The following is an 18,663-nucleotide window of genomic DNA, read 5'->3' as shown; positions in this document are numbered from 1 at the left end:
TGCCATGAAGATCCAGACGACCTCCAACGGTTTTGACCTCGTCCTCGACGGCAGGCTGATCCTGCGCCACCGCAGCGATGCTCCATGCCTGTTCGTCGGTCAGGGCGATGCGCGCATGGACATGTATCGCGGCAACTTCGACATTGAGGATTATGTCGTCGAGCGCACGCCGCTGGCGCATGCCGTGGTGTCCGGCTCCGAAATCGCCTTCTCGGCGGCACCGGGGCAGCCGGATCGCCTGACGCTGCAGGTGTCGGGCGACGAGCGAAACGGTATCGTTGCGTTCCGAACCGACGATGCCGCCATCAACCGGCTCTGGATCCGCGTCGCGGCGGAGCAGGGCGAGCATGTCTGGGGCGGCGGCGAGCAGATGTCGTATTTCGATATGCGCGGCCGGCGCTTCCCTCTCTGGACGTCCGAGCCCGGGGTGGGCCGCGACAAGACCACAGAGATCACATTCAAGGCGGACGTCACCGGCAAGTCGGGCGGCGATTACTGGAACACGAACTATCCGCAGCCGACCTATCTCTCATCGCGGCGTTATGCGTTGCATGTGGAAACGACTGCTTATTCGGCTTTCGATTTCCGTCGCGACAGCTTTCACGAGATCGAAATCTGGGCCGTTCCGGAGCGCATCGAGCTGGCCGCTCGTTCCACTTACATCGCGCTCGTCGAAGCGATGGCCGATCGCTTCGGGCGCCAGCCGTCGCTGCCGGAATGGGTCTATGGCGGTGCGATCATCGGGCTCAAGGACGGAGCCGATTCCTTCGAGCGGCTCGAGCGCATCGTTGCGGCCGGCACTAAGGTCTCAGGCCTCTGGTGCGAGGATTGGGTGGGCCTGCGCCATACCTCCTTCGGCGCACGTCTGTTTTGGGACTGGAAGGCGAACGACGATCGCTATCCGGCGCTGCGCCAGCGCATCGCGGAGCTGGAGGATCGCGGCATCCGCTTCCTCGGCTATGTGAATCCCTACATTGCCGTTGACGGCTCCCTGTTCCCGGAGGCGGAGGCTGCGGGCTATTTCGCGACGGACGAGATCGGGAGCACGGCTCTCGTTGACTTCGGCGAGTTCGATTGCGGCGTCGTCGACTTCACGAATCCGGCAGCCGCCGACTGGTTTGCCGAACGCGTCATCGGCCAGAACATGATCGATTTTGGGCTATCCGGCTGGATGGCCGATTTCGGCGAGTACCTTCCCATCGACGCGAACCTTGCCAACGGCATCGACGCCAAGATCATGCACAATGCCTGGCCGACGCTCTGGGCCGAGGTCAATGCCCGCGCCGTCGAGAGCAGGGGCAAGACAGGCGAGATCCTGTTCTTCATGCGTGCCGGGTTCACGGGTGTGCAGCGGCATTGTCCGCTGCTTTGGGCTGGCGATCAGTCGGTGGACTTCACTCGCCACGACGGGCTCGTGACGGTCATCTCCGGGGCGCTCTCGTCCGGGCTCCTCGGCAATGCCTACCATCACTCGGATATCGGCGGCTATACAAGCCTCTTCGGCAACGTGCGCACGGCGGAACTCATCATGCGTTGGGCCGAGATGGGCGCCTTCACGCCAGTCATGCGCACCCACGAGGGCAACCGTCCGCGCGACAATCTTCAGATCGATCAGGATCCTGAGGTTCTCGCCCATTTCGCCCGAATGACGCAGGTTTATGTGCATCTGGTGCCGTATCTGAAATCCCTTGTGGCGGAGGCCTCTACGCAAGGGCTGCCGGTACAGCGACCGCTCTTCCTCCATTTCGAGGCTGACGCACGAACCTATGCCATTCAGGACGCCTACCTTTATGGTGCGGATATGCTTGTGGCTCCTGTCTCGCAGGCCGGTAAGACTGAGTGGAGCACCTATCTGCCGGCAGGCGCGGATTGGATCCATGTCTGGACGAACGAGACTTTTACAGGCGGAAGAGACGTGACTGTCACGGCACCCTTTGGCCAGCCCCCAGTGTTCTATCGCGCCGGCTCGCGTTTTTCCGATCTGTTCGCAAGCTTGAGAGCACTCTGAGCGATGTCGGTTGCGGAGCTTATTGGCTTTCTTCTGCTGGCGGGCGCCGCAGCCTATGCTCAGACTCTCACCGGTTTCGCCTTCGGGCTCATCACCATGGGCGGCGTCGGGTTGACAGGTCTTCTGTCGCTGCCTGATGCCGCCATGATCGTGAGCGTGCTGACCCTGGTCAACGCCACGCAGATGCTGCTGAAAGGCTGGCGCGATGTGGCGTGGCGGGAGTTCGGTTTCGTCATGGCGGCCAGCATTCCGATGCTCTTCGTCGGCTATTGGCTGCTGGAATGGCTTGCCGGGACCCGTGCCGATCTTCTGCGCCTCATCCTCGGATTGGTGATCATCATCTCAAGCCTGCAGCTGGCGCGAAAGCCGGAACCCCTTGCGAAGCAGTCACGTGACGGATCGTTCCTCTTCTTCGGCTCCATCGCCGGACTGATGGGAGGGATGTTCTCCACCGCAGGGCCGCCGCTGGTCTATCACTTCTACCGCCAGCCCATGACCTTGGTGAAGATCCGGGAAACCCTCGTGACCGTCTTTGCCCTCAATGCCGTTTTCCGCATCGGTCTGGTGGTGCTTTCCGGCGACTTGCCATCAGGTTCCAATCTCACCGGCCTTCTTGCCATTCCGGCGGTCATGGGTGCGACCTATGCGGCGCGCCGCTGGCCACCTCCGATTCCGGCTCCCACGATGCGCCGCATCGTGTTCATCCTTCTGTTCCTCTCAGGGGTGTCGCTTGCAGCGCCTGCCGTCGTCCACCTTGTGGATGCCGCATGATGATCGGGCGGCTCGATGCTGGGGGCTACAGCTCGGAACCATTCATCTGGAGAGCCATTGCTCTGTAAAGCTTGATGGAGGCTCCAATGCCCGATGCGAAGATCGACCAGAAGCGCCCCCTGGATGCGCAGAACGAGCACAAACCGGTCCAGCAACGGCATGTGGATGACACCGTCGACGACAGCTTTCCTGCAAGCGACCCGCCGGCCTAGACCACGTCAGCTTCGAAGAGTGTTGCGGCGGAATGCGAGCCCGACTCACTGAATGAAGCGCCTGTGCCGCCGGGACAGGGCCTCCAAGAGCAGTCGTCAACAACCCTTAGGGCCACGGCCGAGCAGGCGGCCGATACGGCCCGTGACCTTTACCAGCGAGGCCGAACCTATCTGGAGCAAGGCAGGCGCTATATGCCTGAGGCCGAGCGCTATTACCGGCATGGGGTTGAAGCTGTAGGCCGGTCCGTGCAGGAGCATCCGGTTGGCGCTCTGCTCGTCATTGGAGCGCTTGGCTGCGCACTGGGATGGATGCTGGGGCGGCGCACGTCCGGCGCTTCTGCTGCACGGCTTTGGCACGCGGGATCCAATCGGCGTCCCAGAGACACGCAGGCATGGCGCCCAGCGCCACGGTCAGCCTATGGAGAAAGCCGCTTCCCTGCTCGCGATGGCGTCGAGGCTGCGAGCCACACGAACAACAGCTTCTGATACACTCGGTTGCGTCCGATGCGGACATCATAGCGCTGAACATCTGATCGTGTTCTGGCATCAGAATGGTTCAGCGCTATCTCCGCATCCGGTCGCCCCGCTGCTCAGGCGTGCATTCACGCCTTCTTGAGTTCGCCCGGCTTGTGAGCCGCGATCTTTCCCGACTTGTCGCTTTTCACGATGTATTCGGGATTGTCTTTCGAAGCTGCAACCTTGTGTCCCTTGATCTGAGTAGGGCTAGTCTGCTTCTTCACGACCTTGCCGGTGCTGTGACCGCCTGAGGAGTCCCAGGATACCTTGTCGCCGGCCTTCAGTGACTTCGCCATGGAAATCTCCTCGCGTCAGATTGGCTCCATCGGCAACTCGGACCTGCAAGCTCTGTTCCACGGCATGCATGCGCGTAGAGGGCGCGTTGATCACTGAGGAGCGACAGAGTGTTGTCGCTGCTTGTGCATAGAGCGTGGGAGAAAGCCCTAGGCCTGCAAACTTGTGCGACCTGTTTGCGGCTAAGGGAGCCTGCTGGATTGGGCTCTCGTCTGCGAAACTTCCAGGGCTGTAAACCACAGACTTGGCTGGTGATCATCAGCGGCTTCGATCTGCGACTCACAGACGATACAGTCCACTCCGTTGCTCATGCCCTGAACCCAATACTGCGGTTCATAGGAGGTGAGAGGGAGTTGCTTCACGATGACATAGATGTTCCGGCTTGGCCGCAGAGGGCATGCCGGAACAACAGCTTGGCCGACTTCAAACTTGTGGATCATGGCAGGCTCCATGAGGCTACCAGTCAACACCCTCGTCCCGTGACGAGTGTTCGAGTCCTTAAGGTAGGATCAAGATCAAAGTTCCATGCTTGGCTGCCGGTCAGACAGGAACCTTCCAGATTTCATCGGCATACTCGCGGATCGTGCGATCGGATGAGAACCAGCCGACCCTGGAGGTGTTCAGCACGCTGGCGCGGCTCCACCCGGAAGGCTGCTGCCAAAGCTCATCGACTACGCGTTGGGTCGCCCAGTACGAATCGAAGTCAGCCGCCACCATGAACGCATCGTCGGACGACAGGGCATGCACCAGGGAATCAAACCGGTGCGGATCATCCGGTGAGAAAGTTCCGGACGCCATCAGGTTGATGGCTCTCTCCAAGCGAGGGGACCATCCTGACCGGTCACGGTGCAGCCCGGCTTTGCGGTATGTCTCGACCGCCTCGGCTGTCATTCCGAAGATGAAGATGTTGTCGGGACCAACGCATTCGCGGATCTCGATGTTCGCTCCGTCGAGGGTGCCGATCGTGAGAGCGCCGTTGAGGGCGAGTTTCATGTTGCCGGTGCCGGAGGCTTCCATGCCGGCCGTCGAGATCTGCTCGGACAGGTCTGCCGCAGGGATAATCGCCTCAGCCAGGCTGACGTTGTAGTTGGGAAGGAAAACAACCTTCAGGCGGCCGGCCACGATAGGATCGGAGTTGATGATCCTGGCAACGTCGTTCGCCAGCTTGATGATCAGCTTTGCGCGGTGGTAGCTGGCCGCCGCCTTGCCTGCGAAGATCTTGACCCGCGGCACCCAGTTCCGCTCCGGCTCCGACCGGATGGCGTCGTAGAGTGCGATCGCCTCCAGAATGTTGAGAAGCTGACGCTTATATTCGTGAATGCGTTTGATATGGACGTCGAACAGAGCGCCAGGGTCGATCTGCACCCCGGTCCGCTCGGCAACGATCTTGGCCAGGTTGACCTTCGATGCGTGGCGCTGGTTCCTGAACTGGTCCTGGAACGCGCTGTCGTCCGCCAGCCTCTCAAGTTTGATCAAGGCTCCTGGGTCGTCGAGAACCGCCTCGCCGAGTTCCTGCGTCAGAAGCTGCGTCAATTGCGGGTTCGCCTGATGCAGCCATCGGCGGAAGGTGATGCCGTTCGTCTTGTTGACGATGCGACCAGGGTAGAGAGCATTGAGATCGCGGAACACCGTCTGGCGCATGAGGCCGGTATGGAGCGCCGACACGCCATTGACCTTATGGGCACCGATGAACGCCAGATGGCCCATGCGTACATACCGGCCCTGGCTCTCGTCGATCACCGAGACGGCTTTGATGAGTTCGACATCGGCGGACCGGCGGATCAAGGGCTCCAAGTGCAGCCAATTGATATGATAGATAATCTGGAGATGGCGCGGGAGAAGCCGCTCCATCAACGACACGGGCCAACGCTCAAGAGCCTCGGGCATGAGAGTGTGGTTTGTGTAGTTCAGCGTCCTGGTCGTGATCGCCCAGGCATCGTCCCACGCAAGATGATGCTCATCAACCAGGAGGCGCATCAGCTCCGCTACGGCGAGAGCCGGGTGGGTATCGTTCATCTGGATCGCTGCGTGATCAGGCAGCGTGTGGAGATCCCCATGCAGCCGGGTGTGCCGGGCCAGGAGGTCCTGCAGGGAGGCCGAGGTGAAGAAGAACTCCTGGCGCAGGCGCAATTCCCGTCCGGCCTCCGTTTCGTCGCCGGGATAGAGCACGCGGGAAATCGCTTCGGCACGGGTCCGGTCGGCGAGGGCGCCCACATGGTCGCCTGAATTGAAGGCATCGAGCCGCAGCGGCTCGGCAGCCCGGGCGGACCAAAGCCTCAAGGTGTTGACGTGGCGTCCGCGCCAGCCGACCACAGGAGTGTCGAAGGCAGCAGCCTGAATAGCTTCGGCAGGCCTCCAGACAAAGCCTGCCCGCCCGTCCGATTCCGACATCTGCTCGATGTGGCCGCCAAACGGCACCCGATACACCAGATCCGAGCGTTCGAACTCCCACGGATTTCCCCGGACGAGCCAGTCTTCGGGGAGCTCCTGCTGCCATCCATCACGGAGGCCCTGGCGGAACAGGCCGTGCTCGTAGCGGATCCCGTAGCCGTAAGCCGGAAGCTCGAGGCTCGCCATGCTTTCCATGAAGCAGGCGGCAAGACGACCCAGGCCGCCGTTTCCGAGGGCGGCGTCCGGTTCGATTGCGCAGATACGATCCAGGTCTACGCCGAGCCCGGCGATGGCCTCCCTGGCGCAATCGGTCAGGCGAAGATTGTTGAGGGTATCGGACAGGAGCCGCCCAATCAGGAACTCGAGCGAGAAATAGCAGACATGCTTGTAACCAGCCTGGTTCTGCCCTTTTGACACCATCCAGCGGTCCATAGCGCGGTCGCGCACGGCCAGGGCCGTTGCGGTGAACCAGTCATGATCGGTCGCATGAGCCGGGTTCGTGCCGACATCATAAGTCAGCTTTGCCAGGATCGCCTGTTGAAATGCTTCCGTCTCGGTGCCCGTTGCCGGCTGCGCCGTCTGGCTTTCCGCATACGTGGTCTCAGCCTCGTCACGGTGAACGGAGGAGGGCAATAGGCTTTGGTCGAAACTCTCCACAGGCAACCCCTAGTCTGCAATTATCAAGCAAGAAACGATCTCGCCTGTATTGTGCTGGCATTCTTTTAACAGACCGATAGCAACTTCAGAATGATACTCAACAATAGTTATCAAATTACCCAGGGAGCGTGACGCCTCGTCGCAGTTCAGAGCGAAATTTTCTTTCACATCAAGGTTGTTGAGGGAAGATGTGACGGCTCAACAGCTTATTTCGCGACAGTGGGAACTGCCTCTGGTCCGAATGGATTAACCTTCACCATTCGATCAAGGTCAGGCCATGGCCGACATCCCAGACATCACGCGAGAAGCACAGGATCAGGCGACTCCGCCCCTGTTGGAAAGCCGAGTTGAAATGCCGGATTCCTCTCCGGGCAAAACCAAGAGGCTGTCCCGGACGGGTCGGAGCAGGAAACAAGTTTCTCCATCTCATCAGCAGCGTCTGGTCGTGGTCTCGAATCGGGTTCCTGTGCCCAAGGAAGGTACAAGCAAAGCCGGCGGTTTGACTGTTGCGCTTGAGGGAGCGCTGAAGCAGAGCGGCGGCCTGTGGTTCGGCTGGTCCGGCGAGACGGTCGAGAACCCCTCCGATCAGACGAAGGTCTCGCAGGCTGGCAACATCACCTTTGCGGTTCTGGACCTCTCCCAGCAGGATTATGACGAATATTATGCCGGCTTCGCCAATCGGGCGTTATGGCCTGTCTGCCACTACAGACTCGATCTCGTGCAAATCGAGCGGCAGGAGCTTGATGGGTATTTCCGAGTCAACCGAACCTTTGCGGCCTCTCTCGCTCCGCTTCTGCAGCCTGAGGACGTGATCTGGGTTCATGATTACCATTTCATCCCTCTGGCTGCGGAACTCCGGCGGCTGGGTTTCAAAAACCGCATCGGCTTCTTCCTGCATATTCCATGGCCGCCCTCCGATGTGGCCAGCGCCCTGCCAGCCTACCAGCAGCTCCTTCAAGGCTTCGGTGCCTATGATCTCGTCGGCTTTCACACGCCCCAGGACGCGGAGAACTTTCAGCGATGCCTGGTCCGCGAGAATATCGGGTCCGAGATCAGAACAGGAGAGCACGAGATCGATGGTCATAAGGTTCGGATCGGCGCCTTCCCGGTGGGGATCGATACGGAAACCTTCGTCCGTGCCGCCGCCAATGCCGAGCGGAACGCTCTCGTGCGCCGAACCAAGGCGAGTCTCGGAGATCGGGACTTGATCATCGGGGTCGACCGCCTCGACTACTCAAAGGGCTTGAAGCAGCGGATCGAGGCGTTCTCCTGCTTCATCAAGTCCAACCCGGACTTCCGCAACCGCGTTACCTATATCCAGATCACCCCAAAGTCGCGCTCGGACGTTCCCGAATACCAGCGCATGCAGCGCGAGATTGCAGAGCAGGCAGGGTGGACCAACGGGAGCCTCGGGGAGGTTGACTGGACCCCCGTTCGCTATGTCAACAGAACGGTCGGGCATGCAGCCCTTGCCGGGTTGTACCGCATGTCCCAGATCGGCCTCGTAACACCGTTGCGCGATGGAATGAACCTCGTTGCAAAGGAGTTTGTCGCGGCTCAGCAGCCAGACGATCCCGGCGTCCTGATCCTGTCGCGCTTTGCAGGCGCAGCGCACGAACTTGACGGCGCCATTCTCGTCAATCCCTATGACACGGAAGCCTGCGCTGCAGCGATTGCCCGGGCTCTCCGGATGCCGTTGGAGGAAAGGCGGGAGCGGTGGGACTCGATGATGACCCGGTTGCGGACCAACACCGTCGAAGCCTGGTGCCAGCACTTCCTCTCCAGCCTGAGCAATGTTTCGAACGAGAGCATGGAAGCGCATGCCTCTACAAACACAGAGAACGGACGGTATCCTTTCTCCGAAGCCGCGCCGGCTTAAGGTCCCCGGTCTTTCCCGCCAAAGGCCGTGATCGGTACGGGTCGCGTTAGGTGTGCAGCGAGCGATCTGGATTGGAACAGGAACCAAAGCCAAGGGGGCTTGTTTCTGACAGGGAGGCTCTGCCGGTCGTAACTCGGTCGTTCCGATGCCGGTGGTGGGCTCGCCCCAGGTTGATCCAATCGAATAGCGACAGGGCCGAACCGTGTCACCAGCAGACAGCCTCCTCGCCAGATCCCAGATTGCGCGGATGAAAGACGTGAGCCGCAAGGCTCCGCGGATCTACTACGTGCACCCGCTGCTGGCCGGCCCTCTGGACAACTGGGATGAAATCTTCGATCACGCCGCCGCCCTCGGCTTTGATACCATTTTGATGGCCCCGCCGTTCGAGCCGGGACACGGCGGCAGCATCTTCCTGCCTCGTGACATGACCCGGCTTCACCCGAACCTCGGTCATGGCGAGGCAGTCGATGGTCTTGCGCGACTTGCCGAAAGGGCCAGTGTCCGCAACCTCGCCCTGGCACTCGATGTCGTTGTCGATCGCGTCGCTGCCGATAGCGTCTTCGCTCGCGAGCTCGGCCTCGCCGCCTCAAGCGCGGACATCCTCGATCCACGTCAGGACCCTGCTGAAAGGGAGGCCGTGATCGTTCCGTTCGATGGCGGCGATCCAGACGATCATCCTTATCTGACAGGTCTGGCCGAGAACCTGCGTGCCCTCATCGCAGCGGGGACCGTCGGCTTTCGCTGCCTGCACTGGGACAGGGTTCCTGCGTCCACTATGAGGCGCCTCATAGCGGACGTCAGAGGAGACAAGCCCGAGATCCATCTTCTTGCCTGGACACCAGGCACGAACTTCCAATCAAGGCAGGCGCTCCGTGGTGCTGGCTTCAATGGGACGTTTTCTTCGCTGTGCTGGTGGGACCTGAAGGAAAGCTGGATTGCCGACGAGCACGAACAGCTGAGAGGCATAGGCTATGAAATAGCCTTTCCGGAGGTTCCCTTCGACAAGCGCATTACACACGAGGTTGAGCCTTTGGATGTGCTGCAGCGGCGCGCAACCCGCGCATTGCGGCTTGCTGCGTCGGTCGGTGACGGCCTTCTCGTTCCAATGGGCTTCGAGTTCGGTTGTCGGGAGAGGTTCGACCCGACCCGCGGCAATGGAACGGGCCTGAGAGGATTACGTGAACGCGGCAGCTTTGATCTTACGGGAGAGGTCCGCACGGCGAACCAGTTGCTCGCCCGCAATGATACGCACTTCGCTCGCAAGCCTGTGCATCTCGTCGTGGGGCACGCATCCCCTGTGACCGCTGTGCTGAGGACCGATGCGGAGGATGTGCGGCAAAGCAAGTCAGCGCGCCTTATCATTGCAAACACCGATCTTCGGCGCACCGCCCAGGCCACCGGTGCGTTCCTGGCATCGGAGAGCGGCGCTCAGTTCATGCCTTTTCGCGAAGTGGGTGAGGGGAGCCTCGAACTCACCCCGGCAACGACGATCAGGCTTGATCCCGGTGAGGTCCGGATCCTCGAGGGACATCCCCCGAGGCCGATCAGAGGAGCGGTATCCGTGCCGACGGTGAATCAGGCTCTCGTCGCACCGCGGCTCGTCATCGAGAATGTGACGCCCGCCGTTGATGGTGGCGAGTTCCCGGTGAAGCGGATCGTCGGCGAAGTCGTCAGGGTGGAGGCTGACATCTTCGGTGATGGTCACGATCCCTTGGCAGTTGCGTTAGTCTGGAGGGCGGGTGACGACGAAAAGTGGCGCGAAACCCGCATGACGCTCCTGGTCAATGATCGCTGGAGCGCGGAATTCCCGCTGGAGCGGCTCGGCCGGCATGAATTTGCCGTCCTGGCCTGGCGGGATCCCTTTGCGATCTTCCGGTCGGAGTTGGAGAAGAAGTACGCCGCCGGCCTCGACGTGACCCTGGAGCTCGAGGAGGGTCGCCTTCTGGTCGAGGAGGCGAGGGCCGAGGCCAAGGAAGACATCGCCAACAGCGTCCATGCTCTGGCCGACAGCCTCGTCCATGCGGATTACGACGCGCGCCTCGAAATCCTTCTGGCGCCGGAGACATCGGATATCATGACGGCAGCCGATCGGCGGCCTTTTATGGTGCGGTCCGATGCGATCCCGGTCGATGCCGAACGCACAGCGGCCGGGTTCGCGAACTGGTACGAGTTGTTCCCGCGCTCGATGAGCGACGATCCCAGTCGCCACGGCACGTTCGATGACGTGATCCGCAAGCTGCCCTACATTCGCGACATGGGGTTCGACGTTCTCTATATGACGCCGATCCACCCGATTGGGCGAACGCACCGCAAAGGGCGTAACAACAGCCTCACCGCCGGTCCGGACGATCCGGGCAGCCCCTACGCCATCGGTTCCGAGGCGGGCGGTCATGATGCCATCCATCCCGAGCTCGGCACCTTCGAGGATTTCCGGCGCCTTGTCGCGGCTGCGGCCGAACACGGGCTGGAGCTGGCACTGGATATCGCGGTTCAAGCCTCCCCGGATCATCCCTGGCTGAAGGAGCATCCGGACTGGTTCGACTGGCGCCCCGATGGAACGATCAAGTACGCCGAGAACCCGCCCAAGAAGTATGAGGACATCGTCAACGTCGACTTCTACGCCAAGGGCGCGATGCCGTCCCTGTGGCTTGAGCTGCGTGACACCATTCTGGTCTGGGTCGAGCAGGGCGTGAAGCTCTTCCGCATCGACAATCCTCATACGAAGCCCTTTCCCTTCTGGGAATGGTTGATCGGGGAGGTGCGCCGCGACCATCCGGATGTCGCCTTCCTGTCCGAGGCCTTCACACGGCCGAAGATCATGTACCGGCTCGCCAAGATCGGCTTCTCGCAATCCTACACCTACTTCACGTGGCGCAACGAGAAGGCGGAGATGGCAGAGTACCTGACCGAACTCTCGCAGACCGCACCGAAGGACTTCTTCCGTCCGCATTTCTTCGTGAACACGCCCGACATCAACCCGGATTTCCTGCAGAATGCGCCGCGCTCCGCTTACCTGATCCGTGCAGCGCTTGCGACGACGCTCTCCGGGCTCTGGGGAATGTACAGCGGGTTCGAACTCTGCGAAGGGCGGCCGGACGCCAAGAAGAAGGAATACGCTGACAGCGAGAAGTATGAGATCCGCGCCTGGGACTGGAATCGACCCGGCAATATCATCCGGGAGATCTCGATTCTGAATCGAATCCGTCACGCCAATCCAGCCCTGCATACGCACCTCAACGTCTCTTTCCTCAATGCCTCGAACGACAAGATCGTCTTCTATGAGAAGGCGACCCCTGGACGTGAGAACGTTCTGCTCGTGGCGGTCAGCTTCGATCCCCACAATGTGCAGGAGGCCGATGTGGAGCTGCCCCTGTGGAGGTTCGGCCTCCCGGATCATGGCGCCCTGGCGGTTGAGGATCTCGTGCGTCAACACCGCTTCACCTGGTCTGGCAAGTACCAGCGCATCCGCTGCGATCCGGGCGAGCTTCCTTTCTCGATCTGGCGCATTGCCCCTAAGGACTGACAAGAATGCTCAAGAAGAACGACGCATCTCTCAAGAGCGAAACCTCCCTTGGAACTGATCCGCTTTGGTACAAGGATGCGATCATCTATCAGCTGCATGTGAAGTCGTTCTTTGATGCCAACAACGACGGCATCGGCGACTTCGCGGGCCTGCTCGCCAAGCTGGATTACATCGCCTCCCTTGGCGTCAATACGATCTGGCTGCTGCCGTTTTATCCATCGCCGCGGCTCGATGACGGCTATGATATCGCCGAGTATCGCGACGTCAGTCCAGATTACGGCAGCCTGAAGGAGTTCAAGACCTTCGTGCGTGAAGCCCATGCCCGAGGGCTGCGCGTCATCACCGAACTGGTCATCAATCATACCTCGGACCAGCATCCCTGGTTCCAGCGTGCCCGTCATGCAAAGCCGGGCTCCCGCGAACGTGACTTCTATGTCTGGTCCGACACAGATCAGAAGTATCCAGAGACGCGGATCATCTTTCTCGACACGGAAAAGTCGAACTGGACCTGGGATCAGGCTGCAGGCGCCTATTTCTGGCACCGCTTCTATTCGCATCAACCGGATCTCAATTTCGACAATCCGCGTGTGCTCAAGGAAGTTCTGAGCGTCATGCGGTTCTGGCTCGACATGGGCATCGACGGGCTGCGCCTCGATGCCATCCCCTATCTTATCGAGCGTGAGGGTACCAACAACGAGAACCTGCCCGAAACCCATGTAGTCCTCAAGAAGATCCGGGCGGCCCTCGATGCCACCTATCCGGACCGAATGTTGCTGGCAGAGGCCAATCAGTGGCCCGAGGATACCCAGGAATATTTCGGCGACGGGGACGAATGCCACATGGCGTTCCATTTCCCGCTAATGCCGCGCATGTACATGGCCATTGCGAAGGAAGACCGCTTTCCCATCACGGATATCCTGCGCCAGACACCTGAAATCCCTGAGAAATGCCAATGGGCGATCTTCCTCCGCAACCATGACGAGCTGACGCTCGAGATGGTGACCGATGAGGAGCGCGATTATCTCTGGAATACCTATGCGGCCGACAAGCGGGCTCGCATCAATCTCGGTATTCGCCGCAGGCTGGCGCCTCTCATGCAGCGGGATCGCCGGCGCATCGAGCTGATGAACGCGCTCCTCCTTTCCATGCCCGGAACGCCTGTCGTTTATTATGGCGACGAGATCGGGATGGGCGACAACATCTATCTCGGCGACCGAGACGGCGTTCGCACGCCCATGCAATGGTCGCCTGACCGCAACGGCGGCTTCTCCAGGGCCGATCCGGCAAGCCTCGTGCTCCCGGCGATCATGGACCCGGTCTATGGCTTCGAGTCCGTCAACGTGGAGGCGCAGAGCCGCGACCAGCACTCCCTCCTGAATTGGATGCGCCGCATGCTGATGCTGCGCCGCAATCACCATGCGTTCGGCCGCGGCACGTTCCGGCTTCTGTATCCGGCCAACCGCAAGGTCCTGGCTTATCTGCGCGAACACGAGGGCGAGACCATCTTGTGTGTCGCGAACCTGTCACGGACACCGCAAGCGGTCGAGCTTGATCTGTCGGCGTTTGCCGGGAGGGTTCCTGTGGAGATGACCGGCCCGTCGCCGTTCCCGCCCATTGGACAGTTGACCTACCTGCTCACCCTCCCGCCGTACGGCTTCTATTGGTTCCAGCTCACGACGGAGGTCGAAAGCCCGCAATGGCGGACGGCGCCTCCGGAGCAGTTGACTGAGTTTGAGACCCTGGTTCTGCGAAGCGGTCTGCATGGCGGCCTTGACGAACGACAAATGCAATCGATCGCCCGCGATGTCCTGCCCACCTATCTGCCGATCAGGCGCTGGTTTGCCTCCAAGAACGAAACCTTGCACGAGGCGCGCATTCCATGGACGGTGCCGATGCCGTTCGCCGATGACGTCCTGATGGCCGAGGTCGAAGCGAGCGTCGGCAAGCGCACGGAACGCTACTTCATGCCTTTGGGTATTGCATGGGAAAGCGCTGGTGGGTTGCCGTTGCCTCAGCAGCTTGCCCTGGCCCGCGTTCGCAGAGGAGCCCGGGTGGGCTTCCTGACCGATGGCTTTGCGGTGGACCGGTGGGCGCATGCGGTCCTGCGGGCTTTGTGCGAGAGGTCAACGGTGGAGACGCCGGACGGAGAGATCCGGTTCGAGGGGACCCCCGAGCTCGATTGCATGCAGGTTACGTCGGAAGCTTCGATCCGCTGGCTTTCGGCCGAGCAGTCAAACAGTTCATTGATCGTCGGCGACCTTGCGATGATCAAGCTCGTACGCCGCGTATTTGCTGGGACTCATCCGGAAGCGGAGATGACGCAGTACCTGACGAAGGTGGGCTACCAGAACTCTGCTCCTCTCTTGGGCCAAGTCCTGCGGATCTCGGAGGACGGAACACCCCATACCCTTGCAATCGTCCAGGGTGCCATCCGCAACCAGGGCGATGCCTGGAACTGGATGCTTGAGAACCTCAAGCGCACTCTCGACGAGTATGAGTTGATCGAGAACGAAGCAATTCCAGAAGAGGGAATCTTCACCACCCTTGAGAACTTCGCCGAAGTCGTCGGTCAGCGCCTCGGTGAGCTGCATGTGGCACTGGCCGCACCGACTGACGATCAGGCCTTTGCGCCTGTCGAGGCTGGCACTGAAGACATCCAAGGCTGGAAGACAAGGGCTCAGGAGCAGCTCGTGTCCGCTCTTGATATACTCAATGGGGTTCGTGGAGATCTGGACCCTGAGACAGGTGTGCTTGCGGATAGCATCCTCAAACACCGCGATGAGCTTATCTCGGCGGTTGACCGGCTTGCAGAGGCCGGCCGTGGGACGCTGCTCACGCGAATCCACGGTGACTTCCACTTTGGTCAGGTTCTTGTCGCGCAGGGTGATGCCTACATCATCGACTTCGAGGGCGAGCCGGTGCGTGAGCTGGAGGAGAGGCGCGCGAAGACGAGCCCGCTTCGAGACGTGGCGGGATTGCTGCGCTCCCTTGACTACGTGGCCGTGACCGCGTCGATGCCCGAGGAGGATATCTCGTCTCCGCAGTTCCGCGACATCCGAGGCTCGCTGCTCAAGAACTTCTATGCAGGTGCGCAAAAGGCTTTCCTGGATGCCTATTGGGATGCTACTGCACAAGCTCCACAGCTCGGACTTTCGCCTGACAGGCACCGTTCGCTCCTTGATCTGTTCCTGCTTGAGAAGGCGGCCTACGAGGTCCAGTATGAGGCCTCCAATCGCCCAAAATGGTTGGCGATCCCCCTCCAGGGCTTGTCCGACATTGTGAATCGCCTCGCAGACGCGGGCCGCGGAGGACATGAATGACGCCCGGACGTGACGATCTCCTCGCTGGCATCGAGCCAAGCAGCGTTCAGGCTCTGGTCGAGGGGCGACATGGAGACCCGTTCTCGATCCTCGGCCAGCATCCTGCCGACGGCGGAAGCATCGTCCGCGTCTTCATGCCCGGCGCAAAATCGGTCGAGGTTCTGCGCCGAGAGACAGCTGGAGAACCTGACCGGCTCCATCTCGTGCATACGGATGGAGTGTTTGCCGGCAGGCTCCGCCATCGAGATGCCTACAGGTTGCGCGTTCACTGGCCCGACGCCGTTCAGGAACTGGAGGATCCTTACAGCTTCGGTCTACTCCTCGGGGACCTCGATCTGCATCTGATCGGGCAGGGCACCCATTACGAACTCGGCTCCGTGCTCGGTGCGCAGCCCATGACCATCGACGGCGTGTCCGGCGTTCGCTTTGCGGTCTGGGCTCCCAATGCGCAGCGTGTGTCTGTTGTGGGAGACTTCAACAGCTGGGATGGACGGCGCAATCCCATGCGCCTGCGCCGGGAGACAGGGATCTGGGAACTCTTCGTTCCGCGCCTTGGCCCCGGCGAGCGTTATAAATACGAGGTAGTCGGGCCGCACGGGCAATTGCTGCCGCAGAAAGCCGATCCTGTTGCACGCTCCGCCGAGGCTGCTCCCGGCTCGGCCTCCGTCGTCGCGCGGGCGGACGCTTTCCCATGGACCGACGCCGAGTGGATGAGGGCAAGAGCCGCCCGTCAGACGGAGACCTCGCCCATCTCGGTCTACGAGATTCATGCCGGCTCCTGGATGCGATTGGAGAGTGAAGGGAACCGCAGCCTCGACTGGACCGAACTGGCGGATCGCCTGATCCCTTATGTCACCGGGCTGGGATTCACCCATATCGAGCTCCTACCGATCACCGAATATCCGTTTGGAGGTTCCTGGGGTTATCAGCCGCTCGGCCTCTTCGCCCCCACCGGCCGCTATGGGACGCCGGAGGACTTTGCCGAATTCGTGAACCGTTGCCATGAAGCTGGCTTGGGCGTGATCCTCGACTGGGTTCCGGCTCATTTCCCGACCGACGTCTGGGGACTTGCGCAGTTTGATGGAACTCCCCTCTACGAGCATCAGGATCCCAGGGAAGGATTCCACCAGGATTGGAATACCTTGATCTACAACCTTGGCCGCAACGAGGTGAGAGGATTCCTGATCGCCAGCGCGCTGCACTGGCTGGAGCGCTTTCACATCGATGCACTGCGGGTCGATGCCGTCGCTTCGATGCTCTACCGCGACTACAGCCGGAAAGCGGGTGAGTGGATCCCGAATAAATATGGAGGCAGGGAGAACCTCGAATCCATCGAGTTCTTCAAGCATCTCAACAGCATCGTCGCGCATCGCTGCGGCGGTGCGATCACCATTGCGGAGGAATCCACTGCATTCCCGGGCGTTACCAAACCTGCAGAAGAGGGTGGGCTCGGCTTCACGTTCAAATGGAACATGGGCTGGATGCATGACACACTCCATTATGTGGAGCAGGACCCCGTCTACCGGAGCTACAATCACGGCGCCTTCACGTTTGGCATGGTCTATGCCTATTCCGAACGTTTCATTCTTCCGCTGTCGCATGATGAAGTCGTGCATGGAAAAGGATCGCTGATCCGGAAGATGCCGGGCGACGAGTGGCAGCGCTTTGCAAATTTCCGGGCCTATTTCGGATACATGTGGGCCCACCCTGGCAAGAAACTTCTCTTCATGGGCGGCGAGATTGCACAGGAGCGGGAGTGGAACCACGATGCCTCGATCTCGTGGGAGTTGCTGGACAACCCGCGGCACGCTGGAATTCAGCGGCTCATCAGGGATCTCAACCGCATCTATGCCGCCGAGCCGGCTCTTCACGGCACCGATGCCGACCCCGGCGGTTTCGAGTGGGCGGTTGTGGACGATTCCGGAAATTCCGTCTTTGCCATGCTGCGGCTGGCAGGGAATGGCAGCTCGATCATCCTTGCCGTCAGCAACATGACGCCAGTTCCAAGAATATCCTATCGCATCGGCGTACCGAGGGCAGGGCTCTGGCATGAGATCCTCAACACCGATGCGGGGATCTACGGCGGCGGCAACATGGGGAATGGAGGCGCTCTGCAGGCCGAAGAGGTTCCGTCGCACGGACGTCCCTTCTCCTTGAGCCTCGTGCTTCCTCCGTTGAGCACGATTCTGCTGCGGTGGGAGTAGACGATCCTTCGGCTCAGATCCTCAGAAGACATCGTCCTTCTTGAAGCATGGAACCGCTCCTTCGTGTTCATGGAACGAGAACGTGCAGCGGTGTTCGAGCGCGAAGTCGGCAATGCGCCTGAGTGTTTCTTGAGATTCGTATGAGAGTGTGACCTCCCCGAACATTTGCGCCAGCACATTGTCCAGAACCGTGAGGGTCGCTCCAGGGTCCATATGGTCAAGCTTCTGAGCCAGATCCTCTTTGGTCATGAAAGCCTCCATTCCTGCCCACCACAATACCAAACTTGTCGGGCGGGGAACGAAAAACCGGCTTGGGATGACGTCCGTTCCGTGCAGCTGGCCGTTTTGCACGAAGGTCGAGACCCAATGGTCAACGTTCATTGTGAAACATGTTCCGACACCCGGCATTGACCTCCCGTCTGAAGGAGAGGAGCCATCATGACCCAGGACAAAACCGGACCAGATGCGACGCCTCGCATCGGGCTCGATCTCGGCCGCCAGATATTCGATGACCCAAGCGGTCGCCAGAAGGATCAGCCATCAGGCGCCAGCGAGGAGAGCATCCGCCAGAGGGCTTACGAGATATGGGAGAACGAGGGACGAGCAGGTGACCCGCACGATCACTGGTACAGAGCGGAGCGTGAATTGAACGCAGGCCGGTCCGAGCAGTCTTTCGCAACGGTCGAGAATACACCTCCTGCCGCGGTGGCTAATGCCAAGGCAGCCGTGAGTGAACAGTCTGCTGATGGAGGTGCCCCGAAGAAGCCTCGGCGCAAGCGCACCTCTTAGATGTTTAGTCCCGGCATTTGGTGGAGCGGATCGAGCCTGAAGCGTTGCGGCTCGCTTGTAAAGATCTTGCAGATGTACTCGTAGGGGGTGAGGCCGCGC

Annotated in this window: 11 protein-coding genes and 1 pseudogene; 8 read left to right on the top strand and 4 right to left on the bottom strand. The window is 60.6% G+C overall.

Annotated elements, in window-relative coordinates; translation table 11 throughout:
• The first annotated feature begins 4 nt into the window (after window positions 1-4).
• The 3 genes from IC232_RS18650 (at window position 5) to IC232_RS32925 (ending at window position 2,991) form a co-directional block, all read left to right on the top strand.
• A complete protein-coding gene (locus IC232_RS18650; RefSeq protein WP_190846488.1) occupies window positions 5-2,008 on the top strand; it encodes an alpha-glucosidase in 2,004 nt (667 codons plus the stop codon).
• Between the two features lie 3 nt (window positions 2,009-2,011).
• Window positions 2,012-2,779 (top strand): sulfite exporter TauE/SafE family protein, encoded by a 768-nt coding sequence (locus tag IC232_RS18645; protein ID WP_190846487.1) that lies wholly within the window; start codon window positions 2,012-2,014, stop codon window positions 2,777-2,779.
• A gap of 86 nt (window positions 2,780-2,865) precedes the next feature.
• A complete protein-coding gene (locus IC232_RS32925; protein WP_281413401.1) occupies window positions 2,866-2,991 on the top strand; it encodes a hypothetical protein in 126 nt (41 codons plus the stop codon).
• Between the two features lie 602 nt (window positions 2,992-3,593).
• On the opposite strand, the gene IC232_RS18640 is transcribed toward IC232_RS32925, so the two are convergent.
• Window positions 3,594-3,803, bottom strand: coding sequence for a DUF2945 domain-containing protein (locus IC232_RS18640; protein ID WP_190846486.1), 210 nt, complete (start codon window positions 3,801-3,803; stop codon window positions 3,594-3,596).
• Window positions 3,804-4,341: 538 nt separating this feature from the next.
• Window positions 4,342-6,849: a glycogen/starch/alpha-glucan phosphorylase gene (locus IC232_RS18635; RefSeq protein ID WP_312895200.1), complete on the bottom strand. Its 2,508-nt coding sequence runs from the start codon at window positions 6,847-6,849 to the stop codon at window positions 4,342-4,344.
• Window positions 6,850-7,294: 445 nt separating this feature from the next.
• Here IC232_RS18635 and otsA point away from each other — a divergent pair, with 445 nt between their 5' ends.
• From otsA to glgB, 4 genes are all read left to right on the top strand, one after another.
• The gene (gene otsA, locus IC232_RS18630; protein WP_312895199.1) at window positions 7,295-8,728 is read left to right on the top strand and encodes an alpha,alpha-trehalose-phosphate synthase (UDP-forming); all 1,434 of its coding nucleotides are present in this window, start codon (window positions 7,295-7,297) and stop codon (window positions 8,726-8,728) included.
• A 256-nt stretch (window positions 8,729-8,984) separates the two neighbouring features.
• On the top strand, window positions 8,985-12,251 hold the full coding sequence (locus IC232_RS18625; protein ID WP_312895198.1) for a maltotransferase domain-containing protein: 3,267 nt from the start codon (window positions 8,985-8,987) through the stop codon (window positions 12,249-12,251).
• A 5-nt stretch (window positions 12,252-12,256) separates the two neighbouring features.
• A complete protein-coding gene (treS, locus tag IC232_RS18620; RefSeq protein ID WP_190846484.1) occupies window positions 12,257-15,571 on the top strand; it encodes a maltose alpha-D-glucosyltransferase in 3,315 nt (1,104 codons plus the stop codon).
• Complete coding sequence (gene glgB / locus IC232_RS18615; protein ID WP_190846483.1) at window positions 15,568-17,775, top strand: 1,4-alpha-glucan branching protein GlgB; 2,208 nt, start codon at window positions 15,568-15,570, stop codon at window positions 17,773-17,775. Before treS ends, glgB begins: the two co-directional genes overlap by 4 nt.
• Window positions 17,776-17,796: 21 nt before the next feature.
• On the opposite strand, the gene IC232_RS18610 is transcribed toward glgB, so the two are convergent.
• Window positions 17,797-18,024, bottom strand: a complete 228-nt coding sequence (locus tag IC232_RS18610; protein WP_190846482.1) for a hypothetical protein — start codon at window positions 18,022-18,024, stop codon at window positions 17,797-17,799.
• Between the two features lie 189 nt (window positions 18,025-18,213).
• Between IC232_RS18610 and IC232_RS18605 the strand changes: the two genes are divergently transcribed.
• A complete protein-coding gene (locus tag IC232_RS18605; protein WP_190846481.1) occupies window positions 18,214-18,564 on the top strand; it encodes a DUF2934 domain-containing protein in 351 nt (116 codons plus the stop codon).
• Here the strand turns inward: IC232_RS18605 and IC232_RS18600 are convergent.
• Window positions 18,561-18,663, bottom strand: a pseudogene (locus tag IC232_RS18600) (IS481 family transposase); the annotation flags it as partial. The gene IC232_RS18605 and the pseudogene IC232_RS18600 sit on opposite strands and share 4 nt — an antisense overlap.

Source organism: Microvirga sp., from assembly GCF_014699075.1.
In the GTDB taxonomy this organism is placed as follows: Bacteria; Pseudomonadota; Alphaproteobacteria; order Rhizobiales; family Beijerinckiaceae; genus Microvirga.
The sequence above is the reverse complement of the archived record's forward strand: the minus strand, read 5'-3'. Positions and strand labels throughout refer to the sequence as shown.

Bases quoted from the DNA above. Each gene is read 5' to 3' on its own strand.
- IC232_RS18650 (WP_190846488.1), top strand. From the start codon at position 5: ATGAAGATCCAGACGACCTCCAACGGTTTTGACCTCGTCCTCGACGGC.
- IC232_RS18645 (WP_190846487.1), top strand. From the start codon at position 2,012: ATGTCGGTTGCGGAGCTTATTGGCTTTCTTCTGCTGGCGGGCGCCGCA.
- IC232_RS32925 (WP_281413401.1), top strand. From the start codon at position 2,866: ATGCCCGATGCGAAGATCGACCAGAAGCGCCCCCTGGATGCGCAGAAC.
- IC232_RS18640 (WP_190846486.1), bottom strand. From the start codon at position 3,803: ATGGCGAAGTCACTGAAGGCCGGCGACAAGGTATCCTGGGACTCCTCA.
- treS (WP_190846484.1), top strand. From the start codon at position 12,257: ATGCTCAAGAAGAACGACGCATCTCTCAAGAGCGAAACCTCCCTTGGA.
- glgB (WP_190846483.1), top strand. From the start codon at position 15,568: ATGACGCCCGGACGTGACGATCTCCTCGCTGGCATCGAGCCAAGCAGC.
- IC232_RS18610 (WP_190846482.1), bottom strand. From the start codon at position 18,024: ATGACCAAAGAGGATCTGGCTCAGAAGCTTGACCATATGGACCCTGGA.
- IC232_RS18605 (WP_190846481.1), top strand. From the start codon at position 18,214: ATGACCCAGGACAAAACCGGACCAGATGCGACGCCTCGCATCGGGCTC.